This window comes from Paraburkholderia sp. HD33-4 (assembly GCF_021390635.1).
Lineage (GTDB): Bacteria > Pseudomonadota > Gammaproteobacteria > Burkholderiales > Burkholderiaceae > Paraburkholderia.
Genome location: NZ_JAJEJS010000001.1, coordinates 72780 through 99623 on the forward strand (window position 1 = coordinate 72780; position 26844 = coordinate 99623).

The window sequence follows — 26844 nt, forward strand, 5'->3', positions numbered from 1 at the left end:
TGTGAAACGGGTGCAACGTGTTCGGGATGCCTTTGGCGCGCTCCGTTATGCATCGTCGGAGCGCGGCGGCGTCAGTCGCAAAAGTATAGCGGAAAATTTCGCGCGGCAACGGCGCGACGGGTGCGCGTGCTCGCGGACTACTGGAGGATCAACAGCAGTTGCTCGTCCGCGTGTTCGGCGGGCGGCCGCGCGAAGCCGCTGCGCACATAGCGATGCCAGCGGCCGATCACGTAGCTCACCAGCAGGCTCGCGCGAATCGCGGGATCGTAGCCGGCAGGCAGCGCAGTGGACTGCTGCGCGGTCTGCCGGTCGGCGTTGTCCGCGTCATCGGTATCCGCGCGGGCAAGCGCTTCGCTCTGCGCGAGCCGCAAGCACTGCTTCAGCGATGCCTCGACCCGTTCGAGCATCTGGTTCACGCGCTCGGTCAGCCGCTCATGCTCGCCGACCAGCGCCTCGCAGGTCAGCACGCGTGTCATGCCGGGATTTTTCGCGGGAAAGTTGAGCAGCATCAGCGTGATCGCGCGCGCCTGCAGCACGCCATTGCTTTCGCGACCGGTGATCTGGTTGATGAGACCGAACAGCGTCTGCTCGATGAACTCGATCAGGCCTTCGAACATCTGCGCCTTGCTGGCGAAATGGCGGTACAGCGCAGCTTCCGACACACCGAGCCTGGCGGCGAGCGCGGCCGTGGTGACCTTTTCGCTCTTCGGAGCCTCGAGCATGCTGGCGAGCGTCTGCAGGATGTGCACGCGGCGCTCGCCGGGCTTCGGACGCTGCGAGCGTGTCGCAGCGGGTGCCGCGGGGGAGGCTGCGGCTAAGGCTTCGTCAGGCTTGTCGGTCGGCTGCATGGCTGTCGTCCCCCGGCTGATGTGTTGGCGGCTTTTGTCCCTACGGTCCCGGCTTGCGTCCCTTCCATCGAACCGAGCGCGTGCCCAGTCGTAGCGATTTTAGCGAACGAATGCTGCGGTCGACATAATGCGGCCGGCCGGTGCCCGGCAGGCGTGTTGGTACGCCGTCGGCGTGCGGCTTGCGCGGCAGGTGCCCGGTGATCCACACGGTGCGGATGCCGAGCCGCCGATAGTTCTTCAGATGCGAACGCGTGTCCTCGACGAGGATCGCGTCTTTCAGCGACACGTGCGCGTCGCGCATCGCGCGGCGCAGCATCGCGTGATCGGGCTTCGCGCGCCACTGACGGCGATCACGCATGTGCTCGATCGCGATCACGCGCTCGAAGAGGCGCTCGATGCGCAACTCGGCGAGCACCGCGCGTGCGTAAGTCTCGGGCGCGTTGGTCAGCACGATCTTGCGGCCCGGCAGCGCCGCGACCAGGCGCGCGACGCCGCGCTCGTGACGGATCATCGAGCCGAGGTCGGGGAACGTATGCACGAACTTCAGGAAGTCGTGCGCGTCGAGCGGATGGTGGCGCGTGAGACCGAGCAGTGCTGCGCCGTAGCGCAGCGTGTAGCCGGTGCGCAGACGGTTGGCTTCGTCGATGTCGACGTGCAGCGCGTCGATGATGTACTCGGTCATACCGCGATTGATCGCGGGGAAAATGGCATGCGACGCGTGGTGCAGCGTGTTGTCGAGATCGAACAACCAGACTGGCTTGCCGCCCGCGATGTCAGGACGGCGGCGCCGGGTAGTGGGGGTGCGCATGGTGGAGGTCTTCAGCCGCTGACGGGGGGCGTTTCACGCTGCAGATGCGGAAAGCTTGCCGCCTCAGCGCTCGGGGGCGCGCATAGACTGCCGGCCGCGAGGTGGGGCACAGGCGCCGCGCCGCAGGGGCGCAATACCTGTGCCGGGGATGCCGCAACGCTCAATGCGAGCGGATCATCGTGCCGAACGGCTGTTCGGTCAGGATTTCGAGCAGCACCGAGTGCTCGATGCGGCCGTCGATGATGTGCACCGAGCGCACGCCGCTCTTTGCCGCATCGAGCGCGGACGAGATTTTCGGCAGCATGCCGCCGGAGATCGTGCCGTCTTCGAACAAACCGTCGATTTCGCGCGCCGACAGATCGGTCAGCAGGTTGCCTTCCTTGTCCATCACGCCGGGGATGTTGGTCATCATCACGAGCTTTTCGGCGTTCAGCACGACTGCCAGCTTGCCCGCGACGAGATCCGCGTTGATGTTGTACGACAGGCCGTCTTCGCCGGTACCGATCGGCGATATCACCGGAATGAACGCGTCGTCCTGCAACGCCTTCACGACCGCCGGGTTGATCGACTCGACTTCGCCTACCTGGCCGATGTCGACGTACTGGCCCGGATTGTCGCGATCCGGCATCAGCATCTTGCGCGCATGGATCAGGCCGCCGTCCTTGCCGGTCAGGCCGACCGCGTGGCCGCCGAAGTGGTTGATCAGCATCACGATGTCCTGCTGCACCTCGCCGCCGAGCACCCATTCGACGACTTCCATCGTCTCTTCGTCGGTGACGCGCATGCCCTGGATGAACGTGCCCTGTTTACCGATTTTCTTAAGCGCCTGGTCGATTTGCGGACCGCCGCCGTGCACGATGACCGGGTTGATGCCGACCAGCTTCAGCAAAATCACGTCGCGCGCGAAACCCTGCTTCAGACGCTCTTCGGTCATGGCGTTGCCGCCGTATTTGATGACCACGGTCTTGCCGTGATACTGGCGGATGTAAGGCAGCGCCTCGGCCAGAATTTCGGCTTTCAGGGTAGGCGCAATCTGCGAGAGATCGGGAAGCTCGGACATGGCGGCAGGCTCGGGCACGGAACAGTTAAAACAGCGCGAATTGTACAGGACTGGCGCGCTGCAACAGGGTTTTCGGCAGCGGCGCGAGCGACGGGCGGTGCAGGCATTGCGTACCGCACCATGAGGGGCCACGGGGGCGCGGCGAACAGCCAAGCGTAACGCACTTGCGTGACGGCTGTGCATTGGCCGAACGGCCGACTGCACCTAAGCGTATCAGTCATGGCATCATGATCTGACCGATGTCCCCGGCGCTTGTGCGCCCATCAGCAATGAAATCGTCTTCTGCCCGCTCCGAGCGCAGCGCGCGCTGTCCGCGCTGCGGCAATGCCTTCGATTGCGGCATGCGGGGCGAGACGTCGTCCCCGTGCTGGTGCCGCGCTCTGCCGCCGCTGCCGGCCGAGCGGCTGAAGCGGGGTAGCGGGTGCCTGTGCCCGCAATGTCTCGCCGCGGAGATCGCACAGGCGACCCGCGAGGCGAGTGGGGATGAGCGGCCGTGATCGCCGCGTTTGCCCGCGGCTGATCGGAAACCCGACTACGCGCCGCGATGTTGCGCCGCCAGAGTGCGCAGATCGCGCGCAACCGCTTCCAGCGCCGGCTCCCATTCGCCGAACCGCGGCTGCCGATACAAGGTGGCGCTCGGATACCACGGGCTGTCGCCGCGCTCCACAACCACACCCAATGCGGATTGACGTCGAGCAGCACCCACGTGCGCTGACCGAGCGCGCCGCTCAGATGCGAGACGGATGTGCACACGGTGATCACGAGGTCGAGCGCGCTGACGAATGCGGCGGTGTCATCGAAGCTCGCGAGGCTCGCGAGGCTCGCGGTGTGATCGATGATGTGCAGGCCTGCTGCACGGGCGGCGTCGACCTCGGCGGCCGCACCCGGCTGCAGCGAGTAGAACGTGACGTCGCTGACACCTGCGAAATGCGCCGCATAGCGCTGCCAGCCGACGCTACGAAACGGGTTGCGCTGATGCCCGCGGCTGCCGGTCCAGGCGAGCCCGACCTTCAGGCCGCGTTTGCCGGCAAGGCGCTGGCGCCACGCCTCGCGCGCTGCCACATCGGCGAACAGATAGGGCGAGGCGGGAATGGTCTCTTCGCGGGTGTCGAAGATCAGCGGCAGGCTCAGCAGCGGGATTTCATAGTCCATCGGCGGCAGCGATTCGACGCCGCCGCCGGACGAGAAACCGTCGACATGAGCGCCGATACTTCGCGCGAGCAGTGCGCCCATCTGCGGAAACGAATTCCACACGACGCGGCCGCCCTCGCGGTGCACACGCTCGGCCAGCATCGGGATATAGCGGCTGAACTGCAGCACGTCGCCCATCCCCTGTTCGCCCCAAACGAGCAGCGTCTTGCCGGCAAGCGGCTCGCCGCGCCACAGCGTGGCGGGCATCACGGGACGGTTGCCGCCGAGCTCCTTCGAACCGTCCCAGCGTGCCTCGTGCGACGGCCACCCCTCGGCGTATCGACCACGCAAAAGTTGCAGCATGCCGAGGTTCGAGCGCATCGCCGGATCCTGCGGAGCGAGTTCGCAGGCCGTCGTGGCGGCCTGTTCGGCGTCGTCCCAGCGTTGCGCTTCACGTAACGTCAGCGCATAGTTGTTGTGGGCCAGCGGACTGGCGGGCGCGCACCGCACGGCCTGCGCGCCGGCTTCGAGCGCGTGCCGCAGGTCAAGATTCTGGCGATACGCGTTGGCGAGATTGATCCATGCGTTGCCATCGTCGGGGGTATCGCGAGTCGCAGCTTCGAGCAGTGCGAGCTGTTCGTTCAGGTCGCCGCCGGTGAGCGACAGCGCGCTCGCGAGATTGTTGCGTAGCTGCGCCAGCGCGGGATCGAGCGTCAGAGCGCGACGATACGGGACGATCGCGTCGGCGTGTCGGCCGCCCATCTGCAGCGTGTAGCCGGCGCGGAACTGCGCGACGGCGCTCCCCGCATCGAGTTGGGCAATAATGGCGGCGAGTTCGATCGCCTGTGCATGGCGCTGCTGCGCGAGCCATGCGGTGATCAGCGCGTTGAGCGATCCGCCGTCGAGCGGAAACAGTTTGGCCGCGGCGTCGATGCAACGGGCTTCGTCTGCCTTGGCACCGCTGGCGCGGGCCTTGGCGGCATCGCGCAGAAAAGTCAGGAATGCGGACGAAGCGTCGGCTTCGCAAATGACGGTGGGCAGCATGAAGGGATCGCGCGGCAGAGTCGTCGATGCAGCCTGGCGGCGCGCAATGCTATTTCGAAGACAGTCATGTTACCGGCACCCGGCCGCGGTCAGCCAGACGTTCCCGAACGGGTAGACTAGGGTCATGCACCGTATAACCAACACCGGCCGCGTCAATCTCGGTCATCTGTTCTGGCTGCGCAGCCTCGCGATCATCGGTCAGCTGCTGACGATCGCGTTCGTGCAGATCTTCATCGGCGCCAATCTGCCGTTGCCCGCGATGCTGCTCGTGATCGGGCTCGAAGTGCTGTTCAACGCGCTCACGTGGTGGCGCGTGTCGCAGCAGCGTCCCGAGTCCAACATGGAGCTGTTCGGGCAAATCTGGGTCGATCTCGGGGCGTTGTCGGCGCTGCTGTTCCTGTCCGGCGGCACCACCAATCCGTTCGTGTCGCTATACCTGCCATCGCTCGCGATCGCGGCGGCCGTGCTGCCCTGGTATCTGATGGCCTGGCTCGCGGCGTTCGCAGTCGCCTGCTACGCCGTGCTCAGTTTCGCTTCCGTTCCGCTCAATCTCGAGAATCCGGCCAACCTGTTCGACTACTACCGCTCGGGCCTGTGGGTCAACTTCATGGTCAGCGTGGGGCTGATCGCGTGGTTCGTCGCGCGCATGTCGCGGGCCCTGCGGCTACGTGACGCAGCGCTTGGAGAAGCGCAGCAGCGCTTGCTCCAGGACGAACGGGCAGTCGCGCTCGGCGTGCAGGCGGCCACCGTGGCTCACGAAATCGGCACCCCTCTGTCTACAATCGCGATGTTGTCCGAAGAGTTGCGCGACGCGGCGCGCACCGACGCGGGACTCGCGCCCTACCGCGCCGATCTCGAACTGCTCGAGCAGCAGATGACGCTGTGCACGTCGGCGCTCGCGCGCTTGCGCAGCCGAGCGACGACCACGACGAACCGCCAGCCGGTCGGCGAATGGCTCGATTCGTTCGCCGAGCAATGGCGCCTTCGCCATCCGCACGTGACGTTCGAGCGGATCGGCACGCCGCCCGCCGATGTCAGTCTCAACGACACGGTGGCCGTCGGCCAGATACTCACGATCCTGCTCGACAACGCCGCGCGCGCGAGCCGCGATCACGTGACGCTGTCCTGCACGCTCGCGCCACGCGGTGATCAGATCGTGTTCGAAGTGTGTGACCACGGTCCGGGCATTCCGGTCGCGCTACGCGGCTCGCTCGGCTCGATGCCGGTGAACAGCACGCAGGGCGGCCACGGCGTCGGCCTGTATCTGGCGTTTTCGGCGGCGGCGCGTCTGAAGGGATCGATCGAGCTGACCGACGCCAACGGCGGGCGGCCGCTCGGCACGCGCGCGGTGCTGCGGCTGCCGCACGCTGCGCGCAAGATTTCCGGAGCGAGCCCACAAGGCGCCGCGCCATCCAACACGGAGAAACAGGCATGAGCGAAAAGAATTTTCTGGTGATCGACGACGACGAAGTGTTCTCCGGCATCCTCGCGCGCGGTTTGACGCGGCGCGGCTACACGGTGAGCGAAGCGCACAACGCGGATGAGGCGATCCGGCTCGCGAATCAGCAGAAGTTCAGCGAGATCACCGTGGACCTGCATCTGGGCAACGACTCCGGTCTTACGCTCGTGGCGCCGTTACGCGATCTGCAGCCCGATGCGCGCATGCTCGTGCTGACCGGCTACGCGAGCATCGCCACCGCGGTGCAGGCGGTCAAGGACGGCGCCGACAACTATCTCGCGAAGCCCGCCAACGTCGAAACGATCCTGTCGGCGCTGCAAAGCGAGGCGAGCGCGTTGCAGGCCGAGGAGGCGATCGAGCATCCGCAGCCGCTGTCGGTGGCACGGCTCGAATGGGAACATATCCAGCGTGTGCTCGCCGAACACAACGGCAATATCTCCGCGACCGCGCGCGCGTTGAACATGCATCGGCGCACGTTGCAGCGCAAGCTGGCGAAGCGGCCGGTGAAGCAGTAGGCCGCGATCGTCCAGCGCGGCGTTGGCTGTTCGAGGCAACGCTGCCGCGGGTTGGGCTGCACAAAACAAAACGGGCTGCCTATGAGAAGGCAGCCCGTTTTTCATGCATCAGCGCTTCGCGCTGTCACCGCACCTATCACAGCACGTAGCGCGACAGATCCTCGTCTTGCGCGACTTCGTTCAATGCGCGATCCACATACGCCGCGTCGATCTGCACTGCACGGCCCGAATGATTACCGGCCGAGAACGACACTTCCTCGAGCAGCTTTTCGATGACCGTATAAAGACGCCGCGCGCCGATGTTCTCGGTCTTCTCGTTGACCGAGTACGCGATTTCGGCAAGACGGCGGATGCCGTCGTCGGCGAATTCGAGGTGCACGTCTTCGGTCGCGAGCAGGGCCTGGTATTGCTTGACGAGGCTCGCATCGGTCGACACGAGGATCGATTCGAAGTCCTTGACCGACAGCGAGTCGAGTTCGACGCGAATCGGGAAGCGCCCTTGCAGCTCCGGAATCAGATCGCTCGGCTTCGCGAGATGAAACGCGCCGCTCGCGATGAACAGGATGTGATCGGTCTTCACCATGCCGTACTTGGTGTTGATCGTCGTACCTTCGACGAGCGGCAGCAGGTCGCGCTGCACACCCTGACGGGAGACTTCGCCGCCGCCCGCTTCGTTGCGCGACGCGATCTTGTCGATTTCGTCGAGAAACACGATGCCGTTCTGCTCGACGTTCTGCACCGCCTTGGCCTTCACCTCTTCGTCGTTCAGCATCTTGCCGGCTTCTTCGTCGGTGAGCACCTTCAGCGCTTCCTTGACCTTCATCTTGCGACGCGTCTTCTTGCCGCCGCCGATGTTGGCGAACATCGAGCGGATCTGCTCGGTCATGTCTTCCATGCCCGGCGGCCCCATGATGTCCATGCCGACCTGCGGCTGCTCGACGTCGAGCTCGATTTCCTTGTCGTCGAGCTGGCCTTCGCGCAGGCGCTTGCGGAACGTCTGACGCGTCGTGCTGCCTTCGTCGGCAGTGTCGGTCGAGCTCGAGCTCGAACCGAAGCCGACCGGTCGTGCGGTAGGCAGCAGGATGTCGAGGATGCGGTCTTCGGCCAGATCGCCGGCTTTGGTCCGCACTTTGCGCATTTCGGTTTCGCGGGTCTGCTTGACCGAGATCTCGATCAGGTCGCGCACGATGCTGTCGACGTCGCGGCCCACGTAGCCGACTTCGGTGAACTTGGTCGCTTCGATCTTGATGAACGGCGCGTCCGCGAGCTTCGCGAGACGCCGCGCGATTTCGGTTTTGCCGACGCCGGTCGGTCCGATCATCAGAATGTTCTTCGGCGTGATTTCCTGGCGCAGCGGATCGTCGACCTGCTGACGGCGCCAGCGGTTGCGCAGCGCGACGGCCACGGCTTTCTTCGCGCGGCCTTGGCCGATGATGTGTTTGTCGAGTTCGGAGACGATCTCGGCGGGGGTCATGGTGCTCATCGATGGGTCCTTACTCGATCGTCTCAATGACGCGGTTATGGTTCGTGTAGATGCACATGTCGCCGGCGATTTCCAGCGACTTCTCCACGATCTCGCGCGGCGAAAGCTCGGTGTTGTCGGCCAGCGCTTTCGCGGCCGCCTGCGCGTACGCACCGCCCGAGCCGATCGCGCAGATGCCCCCTTCGGGATCGAGCACGTCGCCATTGCCGGTGATGACGAGCGTGGTGGTCGCGTCCGCGGTGATCAGCATGGCTTCGAGACGACGCAGCATGCGGTCGGTACGCCAGTCTTTCGCGAGCTCCACGGCCGCGCGCGTCAGATTGCCCTGATGTTTTTCCAGCTTTGCCTCGAAGCGGTCGAGCAGCGAGAAGGCATCCGCCGTGCCGCCGGCGAAGCCGACCAGCACCTTGCCGTTGTAGATGCGCCGGACCTTCTTCGCGCCGCCTTTCATGACGATGTTGCCGAGCGTCACCTGACCGTCGCCGCCGAGCGCGACCTTGTCACCGCGTCGCACGGAGACGATCGTCGTGCCGTGAAATTGCTCCATATGCGTTCCTCTTTGCAAAACGGGTAGGACGCGGCAGCGCTGCGCGCTACCGCATGAATCCAGTCAGCGGACGGCGCGCCGGCCGGCGCGCTCGTGAGCGCATGTCCGATCTATTTTAGGGCGCGCGCGGTCATATCAAGATCCGCCGGAAGGCATAGGACGAAAAACTGAAAATTCGCTCAGGGAGCCTGAGAAAAGAGGCGGAAAGGGGCGGTGGGACGGGGGGACGACGGAGCTTGCGCGGACGTCGCGCAAAAAGAAAAGGCGCACGGTTCACCGTGCGCCTCTCGACGAAGCAGCGTTTTGGCGGGCGCCAGGCCGAAGCCCGCGCCGCAGCTAATCAGTCGCCGAACAGCTTCTGGCGCAGTTCGCGGCGCTCCTGGGCTTCGAGCGACAGCGTGGCCGTGGGCCGCGCGAGCAGACGCGGAATGCCGATCGGCTCGCCGGTTTCTTCGCACCAGCCGTAGTCGCCCGCCTCGATTCGCGCGATCGATTGCTGCACCTTCTTCAGCAGCTTGCGCTCGCGGTCGCGCGTGCGCAGTTCGAGCGCATGCTCTTCCTCGATCGTCGCGCGATCGGCCGGGTCCGGCACGATGACCGTTTCGCGCAGATTCTCGGTCGTCTGGCCGGCATTGCGGAGAATGTCCGCCTGCAACTGTTCGAGCCTGTTCTTGAAGAAGGCGAGCTGATCCTCATTCATGTAATCCTTGTCGCTCATCTTCAGGATTTCGGCTTCGGTCAAGAGTCGTTTCGTCGTCATCTGGCTTACTTCTTCAATGTGAGGCAAAACTCATAGTGCCCGCACTTTCGTATTGCCCGCAAACGCGTCGCGCGGACGCGCAGCGCAGGGTGGCCACGAACGTTGGACTGTCGTGACGCCGAAGCGTCTGGCGCCCACACACCGGGCGTTGCTAGCTACGCCGCTGCGGGGCCGAACTCCTCTGGAAACCGATTCACACATGCTCCTGAGGCATCGCTCGCCGACAAGCGCATGCCCTTTCAGGCCTTGCCCGCCGGCGTTTTCGGCGTGTCTCCGGACAAGATTTTCCGGCGCCGTTTCAGGCCCGTCGCGGGATACGCGCGACCGGGCAATTCGTTGTCATTCTCCAGTGGGCACGTATTGTAACTGAATCGCAATCCGGCACTGCAACTGCTGAAAATCTGCCCGCGGCGCCGCGATATCCCGAAAATATAACGCGCACAAAGCCAAAAAGCGATGGTCGTGCACGCTTTAATACAGCAGGGTTTTCACGCGTTTTTCATATGGGGCGCTTTCGAACGGTCTCGGCGCCGCAAAGTCGCAGTTTCAGCAGAGGATTTCCGCCCGCGCAGTCGGCGACGGACGTCCCGGCGCAATATAAGTAGCACGACGCATGCCGCGCTGCGCGCGGCATGCCGTGGGCTTTCTCCGGGGCTTGCCAGGGAGACGGCGCTTGCGCCCGCTCAGGCGAGGCAGGCGTCGAGACCGTCGGTGATCAGGTCGCGCGGCAGTTCGATGCCGATGAATACCATCTTGTTGGTCTTCTTCTCGGCCGGTTGCCATTTCGCGGCGAGGTCGCTGCCCATCATTTGATGCACACCCTGGAACACGACCTTGCGATCGACGCCCTTCATGTACAGCACACCCTTGTAGCGCAGCAGGTGCTCGCCATAGATCTGCAGGATGCCGCCGAGGAAGTCTTCGAGCTTGTTCGCATCGAACGGACGATCGCTGCGGTACACGAACGACTTGATCTTGTCGTCGTGATGCGCATGGTGATGATGGCCATGATCGTGGCCTTCGTGATCGCACTGGCCATGGTCGTGATCGCAGTTGGCGTGATCGTGGTCATGGTCGCCGTGAGTGTGGCCGTGCTCGTCGTGCGCATGCGCGTGGCTGTGCGCGTGTTCGTCTTCGGCCAGGAAGTCCGGATCGATTTCGAGCTTCGAGTTCAGGTTGAAGCCGCGCAGATCGAAAATTTCCTTGATGTCCGCCTCGCCGAAATTGACGACCTTGATCGCCGCCTTCGGGTTCATGTGCAGCAGACGGTGGCGCAGATCGTCCACGTGCCGCTCGTCGACGAGATCGGCCTTCGTGATGAACAGGCGGTCAGCGAAACCGACCTGGCGCTGCACCACTTCGTGCTCGTCGAGCTGATGGTTCGCGTGCTTCGCGTCGACCAGCGTGATGATCGCGTCGAGCAGGAATTCGCTGGCGATCTGGTCGTCCATGAAGAAGGTTTGCGCGACGGGGCCCGGATTCGCGAGGCCGGTGGTTTCGATCACGACGCGGTCGAAGTCCACTTCGCCCGCCTGCTTCTTCGCGGCCAGATCGTTGAGCACGCGCGACAGGTCGCCGCGAATCGTGCAGCAGATGCAACCGTTGCTCATCTGGATGATCTGCTCGGTCGTGTTCTGCACGAGGATCTCGTTGTCGATGTTCTCTTCGCCGAACTCGTTTTCGATGACGGCGATCTTCATGCCGTGCTTTTCGTTCAGGATGCGCTTGAGCAGGGTGGTTTTGCCGCTGCCGAGAAAGCCGGTCAGGATGGTGACTGGAATCATGTGGGTCGCCTGTAAGTCGTGAAACGGTGCGTGATCGAACGCTAGCGCAAGGCTAGCCAGATGCGTTAGGCCGGCCGCCGCAGCCCGATGGCGCGCGGCCCTGTCCAGCCGGTTATTGAAACATATTTGCCTGGCGGGCGCAGAGGCAGCCGCCTTGCGGCCGGTTCATGGCCGCCCGCGCGGAGGCTGGCCGCGGCTGCCCGCGGCACGCGCAATCGCCAGATAAATAAGGGCGATCAGGCGATTTGCAACAGCAGCCCCTTCAGATACTCGCCTTCGGGGAACGCCGTGAGCAGCGGATGATCGACGCCCGCGCCAAGGCGCTTCAGGATGCGTGCGTCGACGCGCGCGTCGGCGGCAGCGCCGGACACGATCTTCTGGAACAGCTCGAGATCGATCGCGCCCGAGCACGAGTAGGTGAACAGCAGTCCGCCCGGACGCAGCAGCTTCAGGCCCGTCAGATTGATGTCCTTGTACGCGCGCGATGCACGGTCCACATGCTCGCGCGATGGCGCGAACTTCGGCGGATCGAGCACGATCAGGTCGAAGCGCTCGCCTTCGTCGTAGAGACGCCGCATCGTCTTGAACGCATCCGCGTCGAGCCAGCTCGCGCGCCCGGCGTCGAAGCCGTTGGCCGCGACGTTCTGCTGCGCGAGCGCGAGCGCCTCACCCGACGAATCGACCGACACCACGCGCTTCGCGCCACCCTTGAGCGCCGCGAGCGAAAAGCCGCCGGTGTAGCAGAAGCAGTTCAGCACGTCGCGATCTTGTGCGAACTGCTGCACGAGCAGGCGGTTGTCGCGCTGGTCGACATAGAAGCCGGTCTTGTGGCCGTTGCGCACGTCGACGTGATAGCGCACGCCGTTTTCGCTTGCGATCAGCTTCTCCGACGGCGGCTCGCCCGCGAGCACACCGGTGATCTGCTCGAGCCCTTCCTTCTGACGGATCGACACGTCCGAGCGCTCGTAGACGTTCGGGCAGCCGGTCGCGCCGATCAGCGCCGCGACGATCGCGTCCTTCCACGCTTCGACGCCGGCCGCCATGAACTGGCAAACGATCTGGCTGCGCTGGCCCGCGTCCTCGGCGACGTAGTAGTCGACGATCAGGCCCGGCAGACCGTCCGCCTCGCCGAAGATCAGCCGCACGGCGCCGGTGTCGCGCACCATCGCCTGACGATGCGCGAACGCACGCTGCACGCGGCGCTTGAAGAACGCGTGATCGATCGGTTCGGCTTCGTCGAAGCTCCATACGCGCGCGCGGATCTGCGAGTGCGGGCTGTAGGCGGCGCGCGCGAGAAAGCGGCCATCATGCGCGCGCACCAGCACGGTCGCGCCGGGTGCGGGACGGCCGTCGACGTGCTCGATCGCATTGGCATAAACCCACGGATGGCGGCGCAGCAGCGATTTTTCTTTCGACGGTTTGAGCGTAACGGTATTCATCAGGTATCGATAAGGTGCGAGCGAAGGAGGCGCGTGGTGGCGCGCGGCGTCACTCGCGTGATCAGTTGCGTTTCTTGGCGCGAGGATGCGCGCTGTCGTAGACGTGGGCGAGGTGCTGGAAATCGAGGCCCGTATAAACCTGCGTCGCGGTGATGCTCGCGTGGCCGAGCAGCTCCTGCACCGCGCGTAGATCGCCGCTCGACTGCAGCACGTGCGTCGCGAACGAATGGCGCAGCACGTGCGGATGCACATTGGCAGGAATGCCGGCGGCGAGCGCCGCGCGCTTCACGCGTTCGCGCACGACGTTCGGCGAGAGCCGGTTGCCGCGCGCCGACAGGAAAAGCGGATGCGGATCGTGGCGGACCATCTGTTCGCGCACCGCGAGCCAGGCGTTCAGCGCCGCGACCGCCTGGCTGCCCACCGGCACGACGCGGCGCCGGTTGCCTTTGCCGAGCACTTCGACTTCGCCGGAATCGAGCTTCAGCCAGCCGGCCGAGCGATGGCCGTCGACGTCCGCGAAACGCACATCGAGGCCGACCAGTTCGGCGAGGCGCAGGCCCGACGAATAGAACAGCTCGAGCATCGCGTGATCGCGCAGCCCTTCGGGGGAGTCGGCGGGCGGGCTGTCCATCAGGCGCGCGGTGTCGTCGACGGAAAGCGCCTTGGGCAGCGTTTTTGCCTGCTTCGGCGCGCGCACCGCGGCGACCGGATTGGCCGGCAGCTCGACGTGGCCCGCCAGCCAGCGATAAAACGCGCGCCACGCCGACAGCCGATGGCCGATCGACCGCGCGGTGAGACCGCCCGCATGCGCACGCGCGACGGCGCCGCGGATGTCGACGGCGGTGAGGCTTTCGAGCGGTCGGCCTTTGGCGAGCTGCTTCAGCTCCGCGAGCTCGTGCGTGTAACCGCGCAGCGTATGTGCCGACAGCCGCCGCTCGTGCTCGAGATGCGACAGGTAGGTGGCGATCGGGTCGGCGGCGGTCACGGTGCGCGGTGACGTTGCGTGGCGCGGCTCAGCGCGGCAGCAGCCGGCTCAGCGCGGCGCTCGCGAGCGCGCCGATCTGCGTGAGGAAATCGGTGGCCATGCCTTCGTGGAAGCGTCGCGGGTCGGACGAGCCCATCACGAGCAGGCCGAACGTTGGCGCATCTTCGGCAGCTTCGGGGTCGCGCAGCGCGAGCAGGGAGATCGATTCGGTGGTCTGCACCGTGTCGCTCGACGCGACGCCGTGGTCGTCGGCCGTGCTCGTTGCCGGGTTGGACGCCCCGTTGGACACGCTCGCCGCTTGTGCGAGCCACTGCGCGGCCTCGAAGCCGGTGTTCGCGCCGCAGTAAGGCGTGCTGAGGCTGCCCGCGAAAATGCGCACTTCCTCGCTGACGTGGCGCGCGAAGTCGGCTTGCGCATACGGCTCGGCGACGTCCCACACGCGCAGCGCCGCTTGCGGCACGTCGAAGATGTCGCGCAGACCGCCGGCGATCGTGCGCGGCAGCGCGTACGGATCGCGCTCGGCCATCACGCGGATGGTCCAGCGATTGAATTTCGACGCGATGCTGTCGTTCTCGTGACCGTAGCGCAGCAGCTCGGCAAGACGCCGCTCGAGATGCTTGTTCTTGTCGCGCAGCATCTCCATCTGCCGTTCCTGCAGCGACACCGCGGCTTTGCCGTGCGGGTTCGCCAGCCGGATCGTCGCAAGCGTTTCCGCGTGTTCGACGAAGAATTCGGGATTGGCCAGCAGGTATTCGGAGACTTCGCGATCGTTCATGGTTTCGGCTGGAAGACTACGGGATGGCCGCCTCGCGGCGGCGCGTCGGTCAATGGGTTAGACGGAGGGCGTCACGGCGGCCGGGCTGGACGGATCGTGCTGCGACGAGTTCGGCGACGCGCTCGACGCCTCTTCGGCCAACTCGATCTCCCCTTCGAAGACGGTGGCCGCCGGGCCGGCCATCAGCAGCGGTGCGCCTTGTTGCGCGATGTCCCACGAGATGGTCAGATCGCCGCCATGCGTATGCACGAGCACCGGCGAATCCAGCAGCCCGCGCCGGATACCGGCCGCGACCGCCGCGCACGCGCCGGTGCCGCACGCAAGCGTTTCGCCCGCGCCGCGTTCGTACACGCGCAGCCTGATCTCGTTGCGGTTGACGATTTGCATGAAGCCCGCATTGACCCGCTGCGGGAAGCGCGTGTGCTTTTCGATGGCCGGACCTTCGACCAGCACCGGGAACGCCTCGGCATCGTCGACGACCTGCACCGCGTGCGGATTACCCATCGACACCACCGACATCCAGCGCGTCGTGCCGTTCACGTCGAGCGGCCAGAGCGTATCGGCGCCTTCGCGGCGGCTTTGCAGGCCCTTGGTCGCGAAGGGGACGAGATCGGGATCGAACACGGGCGTGCCCATGTCGACGATCACCTCGCCGTTGTCCTGCATCGTCAGCGTGATCGTGCCTTTCTGGACTTGCACGCGCACGCTGCGCTGGTTGGTGAGGCCGCGCTCGCGCACGAACTTGACGAAGCAGCGCGCGCCGTTGCCGCAGTGCTCGACCTCGCCGCCGTCGCAATTGAAGATGCGATATCTGAAATCGACGCCTTCGACGGTCGGCTTTTCGACCAGCAGCAACTGGTCGGCGCCGACGCCGAAATGGCGGTTTGCGAGCGCGCGCACCTGAGCCGTGGTCAGATCAACCGGTTGGGTATAGCCGTCGAGCACGACGAAGTCGTTGCCCGCGCCGTGCATTTTGGTGAATTTGAGCTTCACGTTTTCCGTGTATCCGTTGCCGCGTAGGGCTTCGCGTGCGCTGGCGAAGCCGAAAATCCGGGCCGCGCCGGCCGTCGGGTGAATTACCCATTCGAGCCGTGCCCGGCCAATAGCAGATGATACACGTTGGCACATCTGAAACGGTATGGCGGGCAAGGGGCCGTGATGCCGCCTCCCCGCCATGATTCGACGTGCTCTGATTGCTGGGAGCCAGGGTCACGAGTTCCTCTATACGCACGCTTGGAGCGCACCACGCGGACCGATTGCAGTCGATCGATTTTTATCCCGGCCCGGCCAGCAACCGACGACCGAACCCGATCCCGGTGGCACTCTCAATACACCCCCGGCATCCCCGGCGGCCGCGTCTTGAACCGCTTGTGCACCCAGTAGTACTGCTCGGGCATCAGCGGGATCTGCTCTTCGAGAAACTCATTCATGCGTCGCGCATCAACGTCGTCGTCGCCGGTTGGATAGTTATCCCAAGGCTTGAAGACCTTGAGCCGGTAGCCCTTGTAGTTCGGCAGTACTTCGCCGATGAACGGTACGACCTGCGCGTGCCCGACCTTCGCGAGACGGCCGACCGCGGTCAGCGTGCAGGTCGGTACGCCGAAGAACGGCACGAACGTCGAATTGCGCGCGCCATAGTCCATGTCCGCGCCGAGCATCACCGGTTTGCGTTCGCGCAGCCAGCGCAGCACGACGCGCGCGCTGTCCGCACGGCTCGCCATGTCCGCGCCGAAACGCGCGCGCGCCGCTTTCGCGACTTCCTCGAGCTCCTGATTCGACATCGGCTGATACAGCGAGCCGCACTGGCGCTTCAGCGAGTAGTTCAGAAAAATCGAACCGGCCTCGATGCCGACGAAATGAAAGCCGAGAAACAGTGTCGGCGGCAGGTTCGGGTCCGTCAGGTCGATCGCGCTGTCGAGCTGGATCAGTTTTTCGAGCTTCCTGGCCGAGCCGAACCACTGCACGCTGCGCTCGAGATAGCTGCGGATCGCGTGACGGAAGTGCTTCTGCGCGACGTCCTCGCGACGCTCGTCGCTCCAGTCGGGAAAGCACAGCTTCAGATTCGTATGAACGATGCGCTTGCGACGGCTCGGGATCTGGTAGAGCAGCCAGCCGAGCCCGTCACCGAGACGGGCGACGAATCCATACGGCAACAGCGCAAAGAGTTTGAGCAGCCCGATCGCGAGCTTCGCGCCGCAGCGGCTCAGCATGCAGCCTCCGGGCGCGCGGCGCCGCAGCGGGTGAAATTCGGGGGAGCGTAAAAATTGCCGTGATACCGCACTCGTGGACACTCTGTGACTTTCAAGGGAAGTCGCTATAATAAGGGCTTCGCCGAGTTAATAGACAACTTGCGGGGCGAAGCCGGCGGGTGCGGTCCATGGGGTTCCATGGGTTCAGCGTCCATCGGTAATGTAATCCGCTAAAGCGTCGCCGCTTCAGACTCCCGAAGTCGGCTACGTGGAACGCAACCGTAACCACTAACAGGAGTCTGCAACGTGGCAAACGACTATCTCTTCACTTCCGAATCCGTTTCCGAAGGCCATCCCGACAAAGTCGCGGACCAGATCTCGGACGCGATCCTCGACGCCATCCTCGCTCAAGACAAGTACTCGCGTGTCGCGGCCGAAACGCTGTGCAACACGGGTCTCGTCGTGCTGGCCGGTGAAATCACCACCACCGCGAACGTCGACTACATCCAGATCGCGCGCAACACGATCAAGCGCATCGGCTACGACAACACCGACTACGGCATCGACTACCGCGGCTGCGCGGTGCTCGTCGCCTATGACAAGCAGTCGCCGGACATCGCCCAGGGCGTCGACCGCGCGCACGACAACAACCTCGATCAAGGCGCGGGCGACCAGGGCCTGATGTTCGGTTACGCGTGCGAGGAAACGCCGGAACTGATGCCGCTGCCGATCCACCTGTCGCACCGTCTCGTCGAGCGTCAGGCGAATCTGCGCCGCGACGGCCGTCTGCCCTGGCTGCGTCCGGATGCGAAGTCGCAGGTCACCGTGCGCTACGTCGACGGCAAGCCGCATTCGATCGACACCGTCGTGCTGTCAACCCAGCATTCGCCCGACATCGACCTCGCCACGCTACGCGAAGCGGTGATCGAGGAAGTGATCAAGCCGACGCTGCCGGCCGAGCTGATCAAGGGTGACATCAAGTTCCTCGTGAACCCGACCGGTCGCTTCGTGATCGGCGGTCCGCAGGGCGATTGCGGTCTGACGGGCCGCAAGATCATCGTCGATACCTACGGCGGCGCGGCGCCCCACGGCGGCGGCGCGTTCTCGGGCAAGGATCCGTCGAAGGTGGACCGCTCGGCAGCTTATGCCGGCCGTTACGTCGCGAAGAACATCGTGGCCGCGGGCCTCGCATCGCGCTGCCTGATCCAGGTGTCGTACGCGATCGGCGTCGCCCAGCCGACGTCGGTAATGGTCAACACGTTCGGCACGGGCCGCGTGTCGGATGCGACGATCACGGAACTCGTGCGCCAGCATTTCGACCTGCGTCCGAAGGGCATCATCCAGATGCTCGACCTGCTGCGTCCGGTCTACGAGAAGAGCGCGGCGTATGGTCACTTCGGCCGCGAAGAGCCGGAATTCACGTGGGAAGCCACCGACAAGGCGCTCGCACTCGCCGAAGCAGCCGGCACCGAGCCGGTCGCGGCGCTCGCCGAATAAGCGCGAGCCGACCGCTGCCCGATAGCAAAAAACCCCGCCGGCGTGAGCCGGGCGGGGTTTTTCTTTGTCTATCGATGGCGCAACGACGTCGTCTCGCGCTTATCAAAGTGCCTGAGATAGCGCTCGTCGACACACGCGGTACTTAGGTCGAGGCGGTGCGCTCGAAGTCTCGTGGTGCTCGAAGACAGCCCAGCGAAGAACGGGCAGCCGGTCAGCGGATCAGCTGTCTAGCGACTCAACGCGCAACTGCAACTCACCGGCTCGCAAACACGAACGCGAACCACCCGCTGCTGCTCGTCGACAACCGACGCGGCCGACGACTCGCCGGCGTGCGCTCCGCCGGCGTGCGCTCCGCCGGTGCGTGTTTCGCGACCGCGAGGCGCAACGGCGTCGGTTTGCGCAGCAGCGTACGCAGCGACAGACGGCGCGTGCCGCTCTGCTGGCGCAGCGCCGAGAAGAACGTATGGAACCAGGTGCGGAAGCCGTCGACGGCCTTCGCGTCACGCCACTGCTCGCCGAGCGCGCGGGTGCGCGCGGCATGGTGGCGCAGCGCCCGCATCATATGACGGCGCGCGGGGCGCGCCGCTTTCAGCGCGGCGCGGGTAAGACGGGTGCTCAAAAGAGTATGCATGGCTTCACATTTAGGCAATGAACCGCACGTCGTCACGTGCATCGGATGTGCACGGACAAACAGCACCATATGTGCCAATGACGGGGTTGCGATGAACGGTCTGAAAGCCGGAAACTCGGTGCGGGTCGTGGCGCGGGAGTGCGCGACGCGAAACACGACGCAAGGCGCAGCGAAGGTACAACGCGGAGAAACCGACGGCACGAGCCCTGACGGCCTGCGCACTACAGAAAACTGCGTAAGCGACGATCAACATGCGAGCAGGCTACACGGGAATCGTGACGTCAGAAAGTCGGGTTATTACCCTGCGAGACCGGATATCTGCTGGATAGAAACGTCGCCGATGTCAGTCCGACCCCAGCCTTTGCGGGCGATTTGCGTGCGCGTTTGCCCAGCGAATGTGCGGTCCAAGTGCGCCGCGCGCCTGAAACCGGTGCATGGGCGCGCCGCGAAACGCGAAGGCGAGCGGAGCAAAACATCCGCAGCACGCAACAGCCACTCGTCGCGAAACGACGCACCGCGATCGCGCCCGTTTTACAATCGAACATCAGTTAGTCGACAGTAACGGAACGCCATGTCACTCCATTCGAAGAAAGAGCAGATTCAAACGTTGCGGGAGCAGGGTTTTGTCGTCGTGTCCGGACTCGTGTCGCCCGAGCGTTGCGACGAGCTGAAGCGCGTCGCGCAGCGTCAGCTGCAGGAAGCGGCGACGCCGATCGAATTCGAAGCGGATCTGCAGTATCCGGGCGCGCCGTCATCGAAGGATGCGCCGGGTGGACATACGGTGCGGCGCCTGCTCGACGCCTATGGCCGTCATCCCGCGTTCGCGCAATGGGCGACCGCGCCGGAAATCCGCGGCTGGATGGAGTTGTATTTCGGCGAGGAGCCGCGTCTGTCGCGCGCGCATCACAACTGCATGATGACCAAGCACCCTGCGTACGGCAGCCTGACCGGCTGGCATCGCGACGTGCGCTACTGGTCGTTCGAGCGCGACGATCTGGTGTCGGTGTGGCTCGCGGTCGGCCCGGAAACCGTCGATAACGGCGCGCTATGGTTCGTGCCGCAATCGCACAGCGCCGCGTTCACGTCCGAGCGTTTCGACGAAGCGAAATTTTTCCGCGCGGATCTCGCGGAGAACGAGGCCGCGATCCGCACCGCGGTGTCGCCCGAGCTGAAAACCGGCGACGTGGTGTTCTTCCACTGCAACACGCTGCACTCGGCCGGCAAGAATCTCAGCAATGAGGTGAAGTTCTCGCTGGTGTTCACCTATCACGGCGTGAGCAACGTGCCGCTGCCCGGCACGCGCTCGGCCGCGAAGCCCGAGATCGCGTTCTAGTTTTTTTCGTCGCGGGCCTCGCGCCGACGCTCAGCGCTTGCGCCCCGACATCGCGACTCCGGTCAACCCGGCGAGCGTCGCCACCACACCCGCGACGATCAGCACGATCGCCTTGTTGGTCGGCGAGCCGGTGAAGAAGCGCGACACGTCGCTGCTCACCGAGTTGAACGCCTGTCCGCCGAAATACAGCAGCACGATACCGCCGACAATCAGCGCGATCGAAATCGCTTTCGTCATCTGCACCTCCCATCAACTTGAACCGGCCAGAGTGTAGGTGAGCCGTGCGTGCGCGTCCATCCCGCATACTGGGTGCCTGCAAGCGCCACGGCGATTGGCTAACATAGCGGTCTGGCCGCACCGCAACGACACCACAACAACAAATCTCCCGAGCAGCACGCCTCCCGCAACGCGCGAATCCTCACGCCCGCAATCCTCGGGCGATCTCATCGACAAGGACACTAGCAATGGCTTACGAAGCAGCTTCAGAACGCTATTCGGACATGCAATACCGCGTCTGCGGCAAGTCGGGTCTCAAACTGCCGGCGCTGTCGCTCGGCCTGTGGCACAACTTCGGCGACACCACCCCGATCTCGACACAGCGCGACATCCTGCGCACCGCCTTCGACCTCGGTATCACGCACTTCGATCTGGCAAACAACTACGGCCCGCCGTACGGCAGCGCGGAAACCAATTTCGGCCGTCTGTTCAAGGACGATTTCAAACCGTATCGCGACGAGCTGCTGATTTCGTCGAAGGCGGGTTGGGATATGTGGCCCGGTCCATACGGCCAGGGCGGCGGCTCGCGCAAGTACGTGCTCGCGAGCCTCGATCAGAGCCTGCAGCGCATGGGCCTCGACTACGTCGACATCTTCTATTCGCATCGCTTCGACGCGCACACGCCGCTCGAGGAAACCGCGGGCGCATTGGCCAGCGCGGTGCAGCAGGGCAAGGCGCTGTATATCGGCATCTCGTCGTATTCGTCGGCGAAGACGCTCGAAATGACGAAGCTGCTCGCCGAATACAAGGTGCCGCTCCTGATCCATCAGCCGGCGTACAACATGCTGAATCGCTGGATCGAACAGGACCTGCTCGATACGCTCGACGAAGTCGGCGCCGGCGCGATCGCGTTCACGCCGCTCGCGCAGGGATTGCTGACCGGCAAGTACCTGAACGGCGTACCGGCCGATGCGCGCGTCAACAAGCCCGGCGGCGGTTCGCTGAAAGACGAGCATCTGAGCCCGCAGAACATCGAACACGTCAGGAAGCTCAACGACATCGCGCAGCGCCGTGGTCAGAGCCTCGCGCAGATGGCGCTCGCGTGGGCGTTGCGCGATCAGCGCGTGACCTCGGTGCTGATCGGCGCGAGCCGTGCGGAGCAGGTGCGCGAGAACGTCGGCGCGCTGAAGAACCTCGCGTTCTCGGCCGACGAACTCGCCGAAATCGATCGCTATGCGACCGAAGGCGGGGTCAACCTGTGGGAAAAGCCGTCGACTGATCAGGCGATCTGATCGCGCAACGGACCGTCCGCGCGAGCGGGCGGCCGGGTGAACGGCAAAACGAAGCCGCACGCTCAGCGTGCGGCTTTTTAGTTGGTGCTGCGCCCGCGCCGCTACACGAGCGCCGGCAGACCCTCGACCAGCGCCACCGCGCACATCACACCGATCAGCGCGCCCAGCACACGCAGCGCGTTGTGTCGCACCTCGGTCTTGCAGGGCAGTGCGCCAACGAATAGCGCGCCCGCCAACGCCATCGGAATGACCAGGATGAAATCGCCGATCGTAAAGTAGGTCATATTCGTCTCCTCCCATGCAGGATGGTTGCTATGTCGTTCCGGTAGAGGCTGCGGCTTCGAAATCATGCGGCGCCAGTGCACGAATCGAGTATAGGAGACAGATGAAGCGGCGCGATGGCGCAACGTTGCGCGTCGGCGCTTATTCGCAAGCTGCTGAACCCCGGTGCGGCGGGGCGCGCGGCGATTGGCGCGGCGCAACAAAACGCGACGAAAAAGATGAAACGCTCGCTTACGCGATCCTTTCGCTTTTTCGTCGATCCATGCGGGATAGGTGATTGCGGGCGGCTCGCGCTTGCACCGCGCCGCGCGAGCGTTGCGCCAGATTATTCGCGTCCGCGCAGGCGCTTCGCCGCGATCAAGCCGATCACGAGCAGCGCACCGACCAGCCCGACGACACCGTTCCAGCCATGAGCGGCCCACACATTGCCGCCATACGAGCCGACCAGGCTCGAGCCGATGTAGTACGCGAGCAGATACAGCGCAGCGGCCTGGCCTTTTGCGTCTTTCGCCAGACGCCCGACCCAGCCGCTCGCGACCGAGTGCCCGGCGAAGAAGCCGAACGTCACGCACGCGATGCCGGTCGCGATCGCCGCGAGCGGATGCAGCATCGTCAGCGCAAGGCCGAACGCCATCAGCAGCAGGCTCGCGATCAGCACTCGCGCGCGGCCGAACGTATCGGCCATGCGCCCGGACCACGGCGACGCGACCACGCCAGTCAGATAGACGATGAAAATCGCGCCGATCTCGGTCTGATTCAGCCGATACGGCGGCGCGAGCAGCCGGTAGCCGATGTAGTTGTACAGCGTGACGAAGCTGCCCATCAGCACGAAGCCGAGCAGGAACAGCAGTGGCAGGCCCGGTCGCGTGAACTGGCGCAGCAGCAGCGTGCGGTGATGCGCGAAGCCGAGCCCGCGACGCGGCACGAAATGGCGCGACGGCGGCAGCAGCGCGCGGAACGCGAGCATCGACAACAGGCCGAGCACGCCGATCGTGCCGATTGCGACGCGCCACGAAAACAGATCCGCGACCACGCCGGTGATCACCCGCCCGGCCATGCCGCCGATCGCCGTGCCGCCGACGTACAGACCCATCGCGAGGCCGAGACCGTCGGGATGCACTTCCTCGGCGAGATAGGCCATCGCGACGGCCGGCACGCCACCGAGCGCGAGCCCTTCGAGCATGCGCAGCACGAGCAGCTGATGCCAGTGCGGCGCGACCGATACGCCGATGGTCAGCACCGACGACACCGTCAGCGATAGCGTCATCAGCTTGTGCCGGCTCCAACCCTCGGAGACGAAACCGGCGACGAAAATCGCCAGCGCGAGCGCCGCGGTGGATAGCGACAGCGACAGACTGCTTTGCGCCGGCGTCACGTTGAACGCTTCGGAGAACGACGGCAGCAACGGCTGCACGCAGTAGAGCAGCGAGAACGTCGCGTAGCCGGCGAACAGCAGCGCGACGCTCGCGCGCCAGTACGCGCGCGAGCCGCGTTCGAGGTAGGGGATGTTCGGCGCGGCGGTGGCGCGGGCGGAAGCGGCTGAAGCTGCGGCGGGGGAGGGAACGGCAGATGCAGTCCGCTGGGATTGCGGCGGCAGGGTCACAACAGAACTCCTTGGGTCACACGGAAACGCGCAAAAGTGTTAAGGATACGTTGAAAACGCGTATTGGGGCGGCCGCGCGGGCACGTTTACGTGCAAGCAGGCCGGCCGGCGCGCGCGACGATGCCGCTGCAGTGTTCCCGCAGCGCGTCACAGGCAGCATGTCGCGCGCCAAACTCTCCGCGCTAGCCACGCTCGCCGTTGCGACCGTATTAGCCGTGCGTCGCGGCTTCGCTGGCTGGCACCGCTGCCGGCGCCGACGCCGCTCCCGAAGTCGCCGTCGACGGATGCACCAGCGAGTCGTCGCCCGGCGAATCGTCGCCCGGCGAGTCGTCGCCCGGCAGTGCCGACGTATCCCAGCCGCCGCCGAGCGCCTTCACGAGCGCGACGCTCGCGGCCATCCGGCGGCGCGCGATCGAGACCGCGTTGCGCTCGTTGGTGAGCGTGGTGGTCTGCGCGACGACCACGTCGAGATAAGTGATCGCGCCGTTCTTGTAGCGGTCGGACACGACCGCCAGCGCCCGTTGCGCGGACGCGACCGCGTCGTCCTGTGCGGCGGCTTCCTGTTCGAGCACGCGTAGCGCGGCGAGATTGTCCTCGACCTGGCCGAACGCGTTCAGCACCGTCTGCCGATATTGCGCGACGCTTTCGTCGTAATGCGCGCTTGCCTGCTCCTTGACGGCCGCGCGGCCGCCGAAGTCGAGCAGCGTGCCCGCGAGCGTCGGTCCGAGCGACCATAGCCGGCTCGGCGCGAGCAGCCACTGACTGTAGTTGGTCGCTTCGAGTCCGCCCGTCACGGCCAGTACGAGGTTCGGGAAAAACGCCGCGGTGGCCACGCCGATCTGCGCGTTCATCGCGGCGACGTGCCGCTCGGCCGCCGCGATATCGGGACGCCGTTCGAGCAATCCGGACGGCACGCCGGTCGCCGCGACCACCGGCACCGCGACGAGCGGCGCGACCGCCAGCGTGAAGGTCGACGGCGGTTGGCCGATCAGGATCGCGATCGCGTGTTCGAGCTGAGCGCGCTGCACGCCGAGGTCGAGCGCCTGCGCCTGGGTCGTCTTCAACTGCGTTTGCGCCTGCGCGACGTCGGCGTCGGTCGCGATGCCGCCGGCGTACCGATGTTGCGTCAGTTCGAGCGCTTCCTGGTAGGCCTTGATCGTGTCGTCGAGGAGTTGACGCTCCTGATCGAGTCCGCGCAGCTCGAAGTAATCGGTGGCGAGCTCGGCCTGCATCGACAGCAGCGCCGCGTCGACGTCGGCGGCACTCGCCTGCGCGCCGGCCTTCGCGCCTTCGACGCTGCGCGACACGCGGCCCCACAGATCGGGTTCCCACGACGCGTCGACCTGCACCAGATAGTCGTTCAGCGTGAGCCCGGCGGTCGATTTATGCAGCACGTTCTCCGAGGTCCTCGTGCGCGAATACTGGGCGCCCGCGGCGACCACCGGGAAGAATTGCGAGCGATATTGCGCGACGCTCGCGCGCGCCGCGCGAAAGCGCGCTTCGGCGGCCCGCACGTCCTGGTTCGCGCTCGCGACCTGCGGTTCGAGCGCATCGAGCGAGGCGTCGCCGTAGATGCGCCACCACGCGCCGCGCGTGAGCGTGTCGGCGGGTTGCGCGGGCTTCCAGCCGGTGCCTTCGAGTTCGCGCCAGGTCGCCGGCGTGACGGCGGCGGGTTTCACGTAGTCGGGGCCGACGGTGCAGCCGCCGAGCGTGCCGGCGAGCGCAAGCACGAGTGCCGATGCGCGAATGGAAACCCTCGCCGACCCCGGCGCGAACCGAGCCGATGACGCAAGCGCGCTCCGCAAAACCGACATCTTCATGATCACGTCCTCGCGGCCGGCCGCGCGGCGCCTCGCGTCGCCGGCGAACCGGCCGCCGCACCGGTCGCGCCGGTCGCACCGGCCGCTCCAGCGACGCCTTCCGAAGCCGCACCGCCTTCCGCCTTGCGCGGCACGATCCGCACGGGCGCACCATCGACGATCGAATCCTGCGGATTCAGAATCACCTGCTCGTTGCCCTGCAAACCCGACACGATCGCGACGCGCGTGCCGAAGTCCGTGCCGAGCGACACCGGCAGCAGCTTCACCTTGTGCTGCGGATCGACGGTCGCGACCTTGACGCCGTCGGGGCGGAACAGCAGCGCATTGCCCGGCAGCGTGAACGACGCCGTGCCCGCGCCGAGCGCGAAATGCACCTGCGCATAAGCGCCCGGCAACAGCTCACCGCTGCGATTATCGACGTCGACTTCGACGAGCATCGTGCGCTGCTGCGGATCGACCGCACCCGCGGTGCGCGCGACGGTGCCAGGATAGTGCCGCGACGGCGTCTCGGTCAGCGTCAGAAATGCGCTTTGCTGAGCGCGCACCTGCTGCGCGTAGGCTTGCGGCACGTTCACGTAGACGCGCAGCCGGTCCGCCTGCGCGACATGAAACAGCTCCTTCGCGGGACCGCCCGAACTTCCCGCGTCGATCAGCGCGCCGACGTCGACGTTGCGCGCGGTCACGGTGCCGTCGAACGGCGCATAGACCTTCTGGAACGATTGCGTTTTTTCGAGTCGCGCGACGTTGAAGCGTGCGGCGTCGAGCGTGGCTTTTTTCGCGAGCATGTCGCCGACTTTTTCGTCGGTCTCCTGCTTCGACACCGACTTGCTCCTGAACATATCCGTCCAGCGATCCGCAGTGCTCTTCGCGAGCGCGTAATTCGCTTCGGCGTTCGCGAGATCGGCGCGGGCGGCGCGCAACTGGTCGTCGACTTCGGGCGTGTCGATTTCCGCGAGCAGCTGGCCGGCCTTCACGCGCGCGCCGATGTCGGCGTACCACTTCTTCAGATAGCCATTGGTGCGCGCGTAGATCGGCGTGTCGAGAAAGGCCTGCACGTTGCCGGGCAACACGAGATCGAGCCCGGCCGTCGACTTCTGCGGCTGCACGACTTCGACGCTCATCTGGCTCGCATGCTCGGCATCGCGCTCGAGCGCCGCATGCGCATCGTGACGCGACCAGATGCCTTGCGCGGCGAGTGCGAGTACCGCGACCGCGGCCACGATCATGAGCAGGCGCGTGCTTCGCACTTTCGCCGGGTCATGCGCGGCGTGGCCGTTCGAACCAGCGCCCGAACCCGAGCCGTCGGGACGTTTTGCTTCCATCAAACTTCCCCTTCGAAATCG

The 26844-nt window shown here is 65.3% G+C and carries 25 protein-coding genes and 1 pseudogene; 7 read left to right on the forward strand and 19 right to left on the reverse strand.

The annotated features are described in order from the left end of the window. Positions 1-137: 137 nt before the first annotated feature. From slmA to argB, 3 genes are all read right to left on the reverse strand, one after another. A complete protein-coding gene (gene slmA / locus L0U84_RS00330; RefSeq protein ID WP_233846111.1) occupies positions 138-848 on the reverse strand; it encodes a nucleoid occlusion factor SlmA in 711 nt (236 codons plus the stop codon). Positions 849-888: 40 nt separating this feature from the next. Further along, positions 889-1656, reverse strand: coding sequence for a pyrimidine 5'-nucleotidase (locus L0U84_RS00335; RefSeq protein WP_233846113.1), 768 nt, complete (start codon positions 1654-1656; stop codon positions 889-891). Between the two features lie 160 nt (positions 1657-1816). Further along, positions 1817-2716 carry an acetylglutamate kinase gene (gene argB / locus L0U84_RS00340; RefSeq protein WP_167042160.1) on the reverse strand — a complete coding sequence of 300 codons (900 nt, stop codon included), beginning with the start codon at positions 2714-2716 and terminating at the stop codon, positions 1817-1819. Positions 2717-2985: 269 nt separating this feature from the next. Between argB and L0U84_RS00345 the strand changes: the two genes are divergently transcribed. Then, entirely contained in the window at positions 2986-3213 is a 228-nt protein-coding gene (locus L0U84_RS00345) for a cysteine-rich CWC family protein (protein WP_326491150.1), read from the forward strand. Between the two features lie 35 nt (positions 3214-3248). On the opposite strand, the pseudogene L0U84_RS00350 reads toward L0U84_RS00345, so the two are convergent. Further along, positions 3249-4891 (reverse strand): annotated as a pseudogene (locus L0U84_RS00350) (tetratricopeptide repeat protein). A gap of 124 nt (positions 4892-5015) precedes the next feature. Here L0U84_RS00350 and L0U84_RS00355 point away from each other — a divergent pair. After that, positions 5016-6326, forward strand: a complete 1311-nt coding sequence (locus L0U84_RS00355; protein WP_233846116.1) for an ATP-binding protein — start codon at positions 5016-5018, stop codon at positions 6324-6326. Then, positions 6323-6865, forward strand: coding sequence for a response regulator transcription factor (locus L0U84_RS00360; RefSeq protein WP_018419102.1), 543 nt, complete (start codon positions 6323-6325; stop codon positions 6863-6865). Before L0U84_RS00355 ends, L0U84_RS00360 begins: the two co-directional genes overlap by 4 nt. Positions 6866-7001: 136 nt before the next feature. Here the strand turns inward: L0U84_RS00360 and hslU are convergent, their stop codons facing one another. The 9 genes from hslU to L0U84_RS00405 form a co-directional block, all read right to left on the reverse strand. Next, positions 7002-8348: an ATP-dependent protease ATPase subunit HslU gene (gene hslU, locus L0U84_RS00365; RefSeq protein ID WP_233846118.1), complete on the reverse strand. Its 1347-nt coding sequence runs from the start codon at positions 8346-8348 to the stop codon at positions 7002-7004. A 10-nt stretch (positions 8349-8358) separates the two neighbouring features. Continuing rightward, on the reverse strand, positions 8359-8895 hold the full coding sequence (gene hslV / locus L0U84_RS00370; protein ID WP_020067243.1) for an ATP-dependent protease subunit HslV: 537 nt from the start codon (positions 8893-8895) through the stop codon (positions 8359-8361). Between the two features lie 340 nt (positions 8896-9235). Further along, entirely contained in the window at positions 9236-9655 is a 420-nt protein-coding gene (gene dksA / locus L0U84_RS00375) for an RNA polymerase-binding protein DksA (RefSeq protein WP_008923580.1), read from the reverse strand. A gap of 683 nt (positions 9656-10338) precedes the next feature. Then, the gene (locus L0U84_RS00380) at positions 10339-11439 is read right to left on the reverse strand and encodes a CobW family GTP-binding protein (protein WP_233846121.1); all 1101 of its coding nucleotides are present in this window, start codon (positions 11437-11439) and stop codon (positions 10339-10341) included. A gap of 236 nt (positions 11440-11675) precedes the next feature. After that, complete coding sequence (locus L0U84_RS00385) at positions 11676-12878, reverse strand: class I SAM-dependent rRNA methyltransferase (protein ID WP_233846123.1); 1203 nt, start codon at positions 12876-12878, stop codon at positions 11676-11678. A 61-nt stretch (positions 12879-12939) separates the two neighbouring features. After that, positions 12940-13863 carry a tyrosine recombinase XerC gene (gene xerC / locus L0U84_RS00390; RefSeq protein ID WP_233846125.1) on the reverse strand — a complete coding sequence of 308 codons (924 nt, stop codon included), beginning with the start codon at positions 13861-13863 and terminating at the stop codon, positions 12940-12942. 28 nt (positions 13864-13891) lie between these two features. Beyond that, positions 13892-14638 carry a DUF484 family protein gene (locus tag L0U84_RS00395; RefSeq protein WP_233846127.1) on the reverse strand — a complete coding sequence of 249 codons (747 nt, stop codon included), beginning with the start codon at positions 14636-14638 and terminating at the stop codon, positions 13892-13894. A gap of 57 nt (positions 14639-14695) precedes the next feature. Next, entirely contained in the window at positions 14696-15631 is a 936-nt protein-coding gene (gene dapF / locus L0U84_RS00400; protein WP_233846137.1) for a diaminopimelate epimerase, read from the reverse strand. Positions 15632-15963: 332 nt separating this feature from the next. Next, positions 15964-16848: a lipid A biosynthesis lauroyl acyltransferase gene (locus tag L0U84_RS00405; protein WP_233846139.1), complete on the reverse strand. Its 885-nt coding sequence runs from the start codon at positions 16846-16848 to the stop codon at positions 15964-15966. 285 nt (positions 16849-17133) lie between these two features. Here L0U84_RS00405 and metK point away from each other — a divergent pair, with 285 nt between their 5' ends. Further along, positions 17134-18324: a methionine adenosyltransferase gene (gene metK, locus L0U84_RS00410; RefSeq protein WP_233846155.1), complete on the forward strand. Its 1191-nt coding sequence runs from the start codon at positions 17134-17136 to the stop codon at positions 18322-18324. A 253-nt stretch (positions 18325-18577) separates the two neighbouring features. Here metK and L0U84_RS00415 read toward each other — a convergent pair whose 3' ends face one another. Then, positions 18578-18955, reverse strand: a complete 378-nt coding sequence (locus L0U84_RS00415) for a hypothetical protein (RefSeq protein ID WP_233846157.1) — start codon at positions 18953-18955, stop codon at positions 18578-18580. Positions 18956-19526: 571 nt separating this feature from the next. Between L0U84_RS00415 and L0U84_RS00420 the strand changes: the two genes are divergently transcribed. Next, positions 19527-20288, forward strand: coding sequence for a phytanoyl-CoA dioxygenase family protein (locus L0U84_RS00420; protein WP_233846159.1), 762 nt, complete (start codon positions 19527-19529; stop codon positions 20286-20288). A 30-nt stretch (positions 20289-20318) separates the two neighbouring features. Here L0U84_RS00420 and L0U84_RS00425 read toward each other — a convergent pair whose 3' ends face one another. Next, entirely contained in the window at positions 20319-20525 is a 207-nt protein-coding gene (locus tag L0U84_RS00425) for a DUF3185 family protein (RefSeq protein ID WP_129956757.1), read from the reverse strand. Positions 20526-20752: 227 nt separating this feature from the next. Here L0U84_RS00425 and mgrA point away from each other — a divergent pair, with 227 nt between their 5' ends. Then, complete coding sequence (gene mgrA / locus L0U84_RS00430; RefSeq protein ID WP_233846161.1) at positions 20753-21796, forward strand: L-glyceraldehyde 3-phosphate reductase; 1044 nt, start codon at positions 20753-20755, stop codon at positions 21794-21796. Positions 21797-21897: 101 nt separating this feature from the next. Here mgrA and L0U84_RS00435 read toward each other — a convergent pair whose 3' ends face one another. After that, on the reverse strand, positions 21898-22080 hold the full coding sequence (locus L0U84_RS00435; protein WP_129956759.1) for a hypothetical protein: 183 nt from the start codon (positions 22078-22080) through the stop codon (positions 21898-21900). Between the two features lie 101 nt (positions 22081-22181). On the opposite strand from L0U84_RS00435, the gene L0U84_RS00440 reads away from it, so the two are divergent. Next, on the forward strand, positions 22182-22355 hold the full coding sequence (locus L0U84_RS00440) for a hypothetical protein (protein WP_233846163.1): 174 nt from the start codon (positions 22182-22184) through the stop codon (positions 22353-22355). Positions 22356-22403: 48 nt separating this feature from the next. On the opposite strand, the gene L0U84_RS00445 is transcribed toward L0U84_RS00440, so the two are convergent. The 3 genes from L0U84_RS00445 to L0U84_RS00455 all read right to left on the reverse strand — a co-directional run bounded on the left by L0U84_RS00445 (position 22404) and on the right by L0U84_RS00455 (position 26823). After that, on the reverse strand, positions 22404-23585 hold the full coding sequence (locus L0U84_RS00445; protein WP_442794019.1) for an MFS transporter: 1182 nt from the start codon (positions 23583-23585) through the stop codon (positions 22404-22406). Positions 23586-23890: 305 nt separating this feature from the next. Then, on the reverse strand, positions 23891-25495 hold the full coding sequence (locus L0U84_RS00450; protein ID WP_233851882.1) for an efflux transporter outer membrane subunit: 1605 nt from the start codon (positions 25493-25495) through the stop codon (positions 23891-23893). Positions 25496-25503: 8 nt separating this feature from the next. Then, on the reverse strand, positions 25504-26823 hold the full coding sequence (locus L0U84_RS00455) for an efflux RND transporter periplasmic adaptor subunit (protein ID WP_233846167.1): 1320 nt from the start codon (positions 26821-26823) through the stop codon (positions 25504-25506). Positions 26824-26844: the final 21 nt, after the last annotated feature.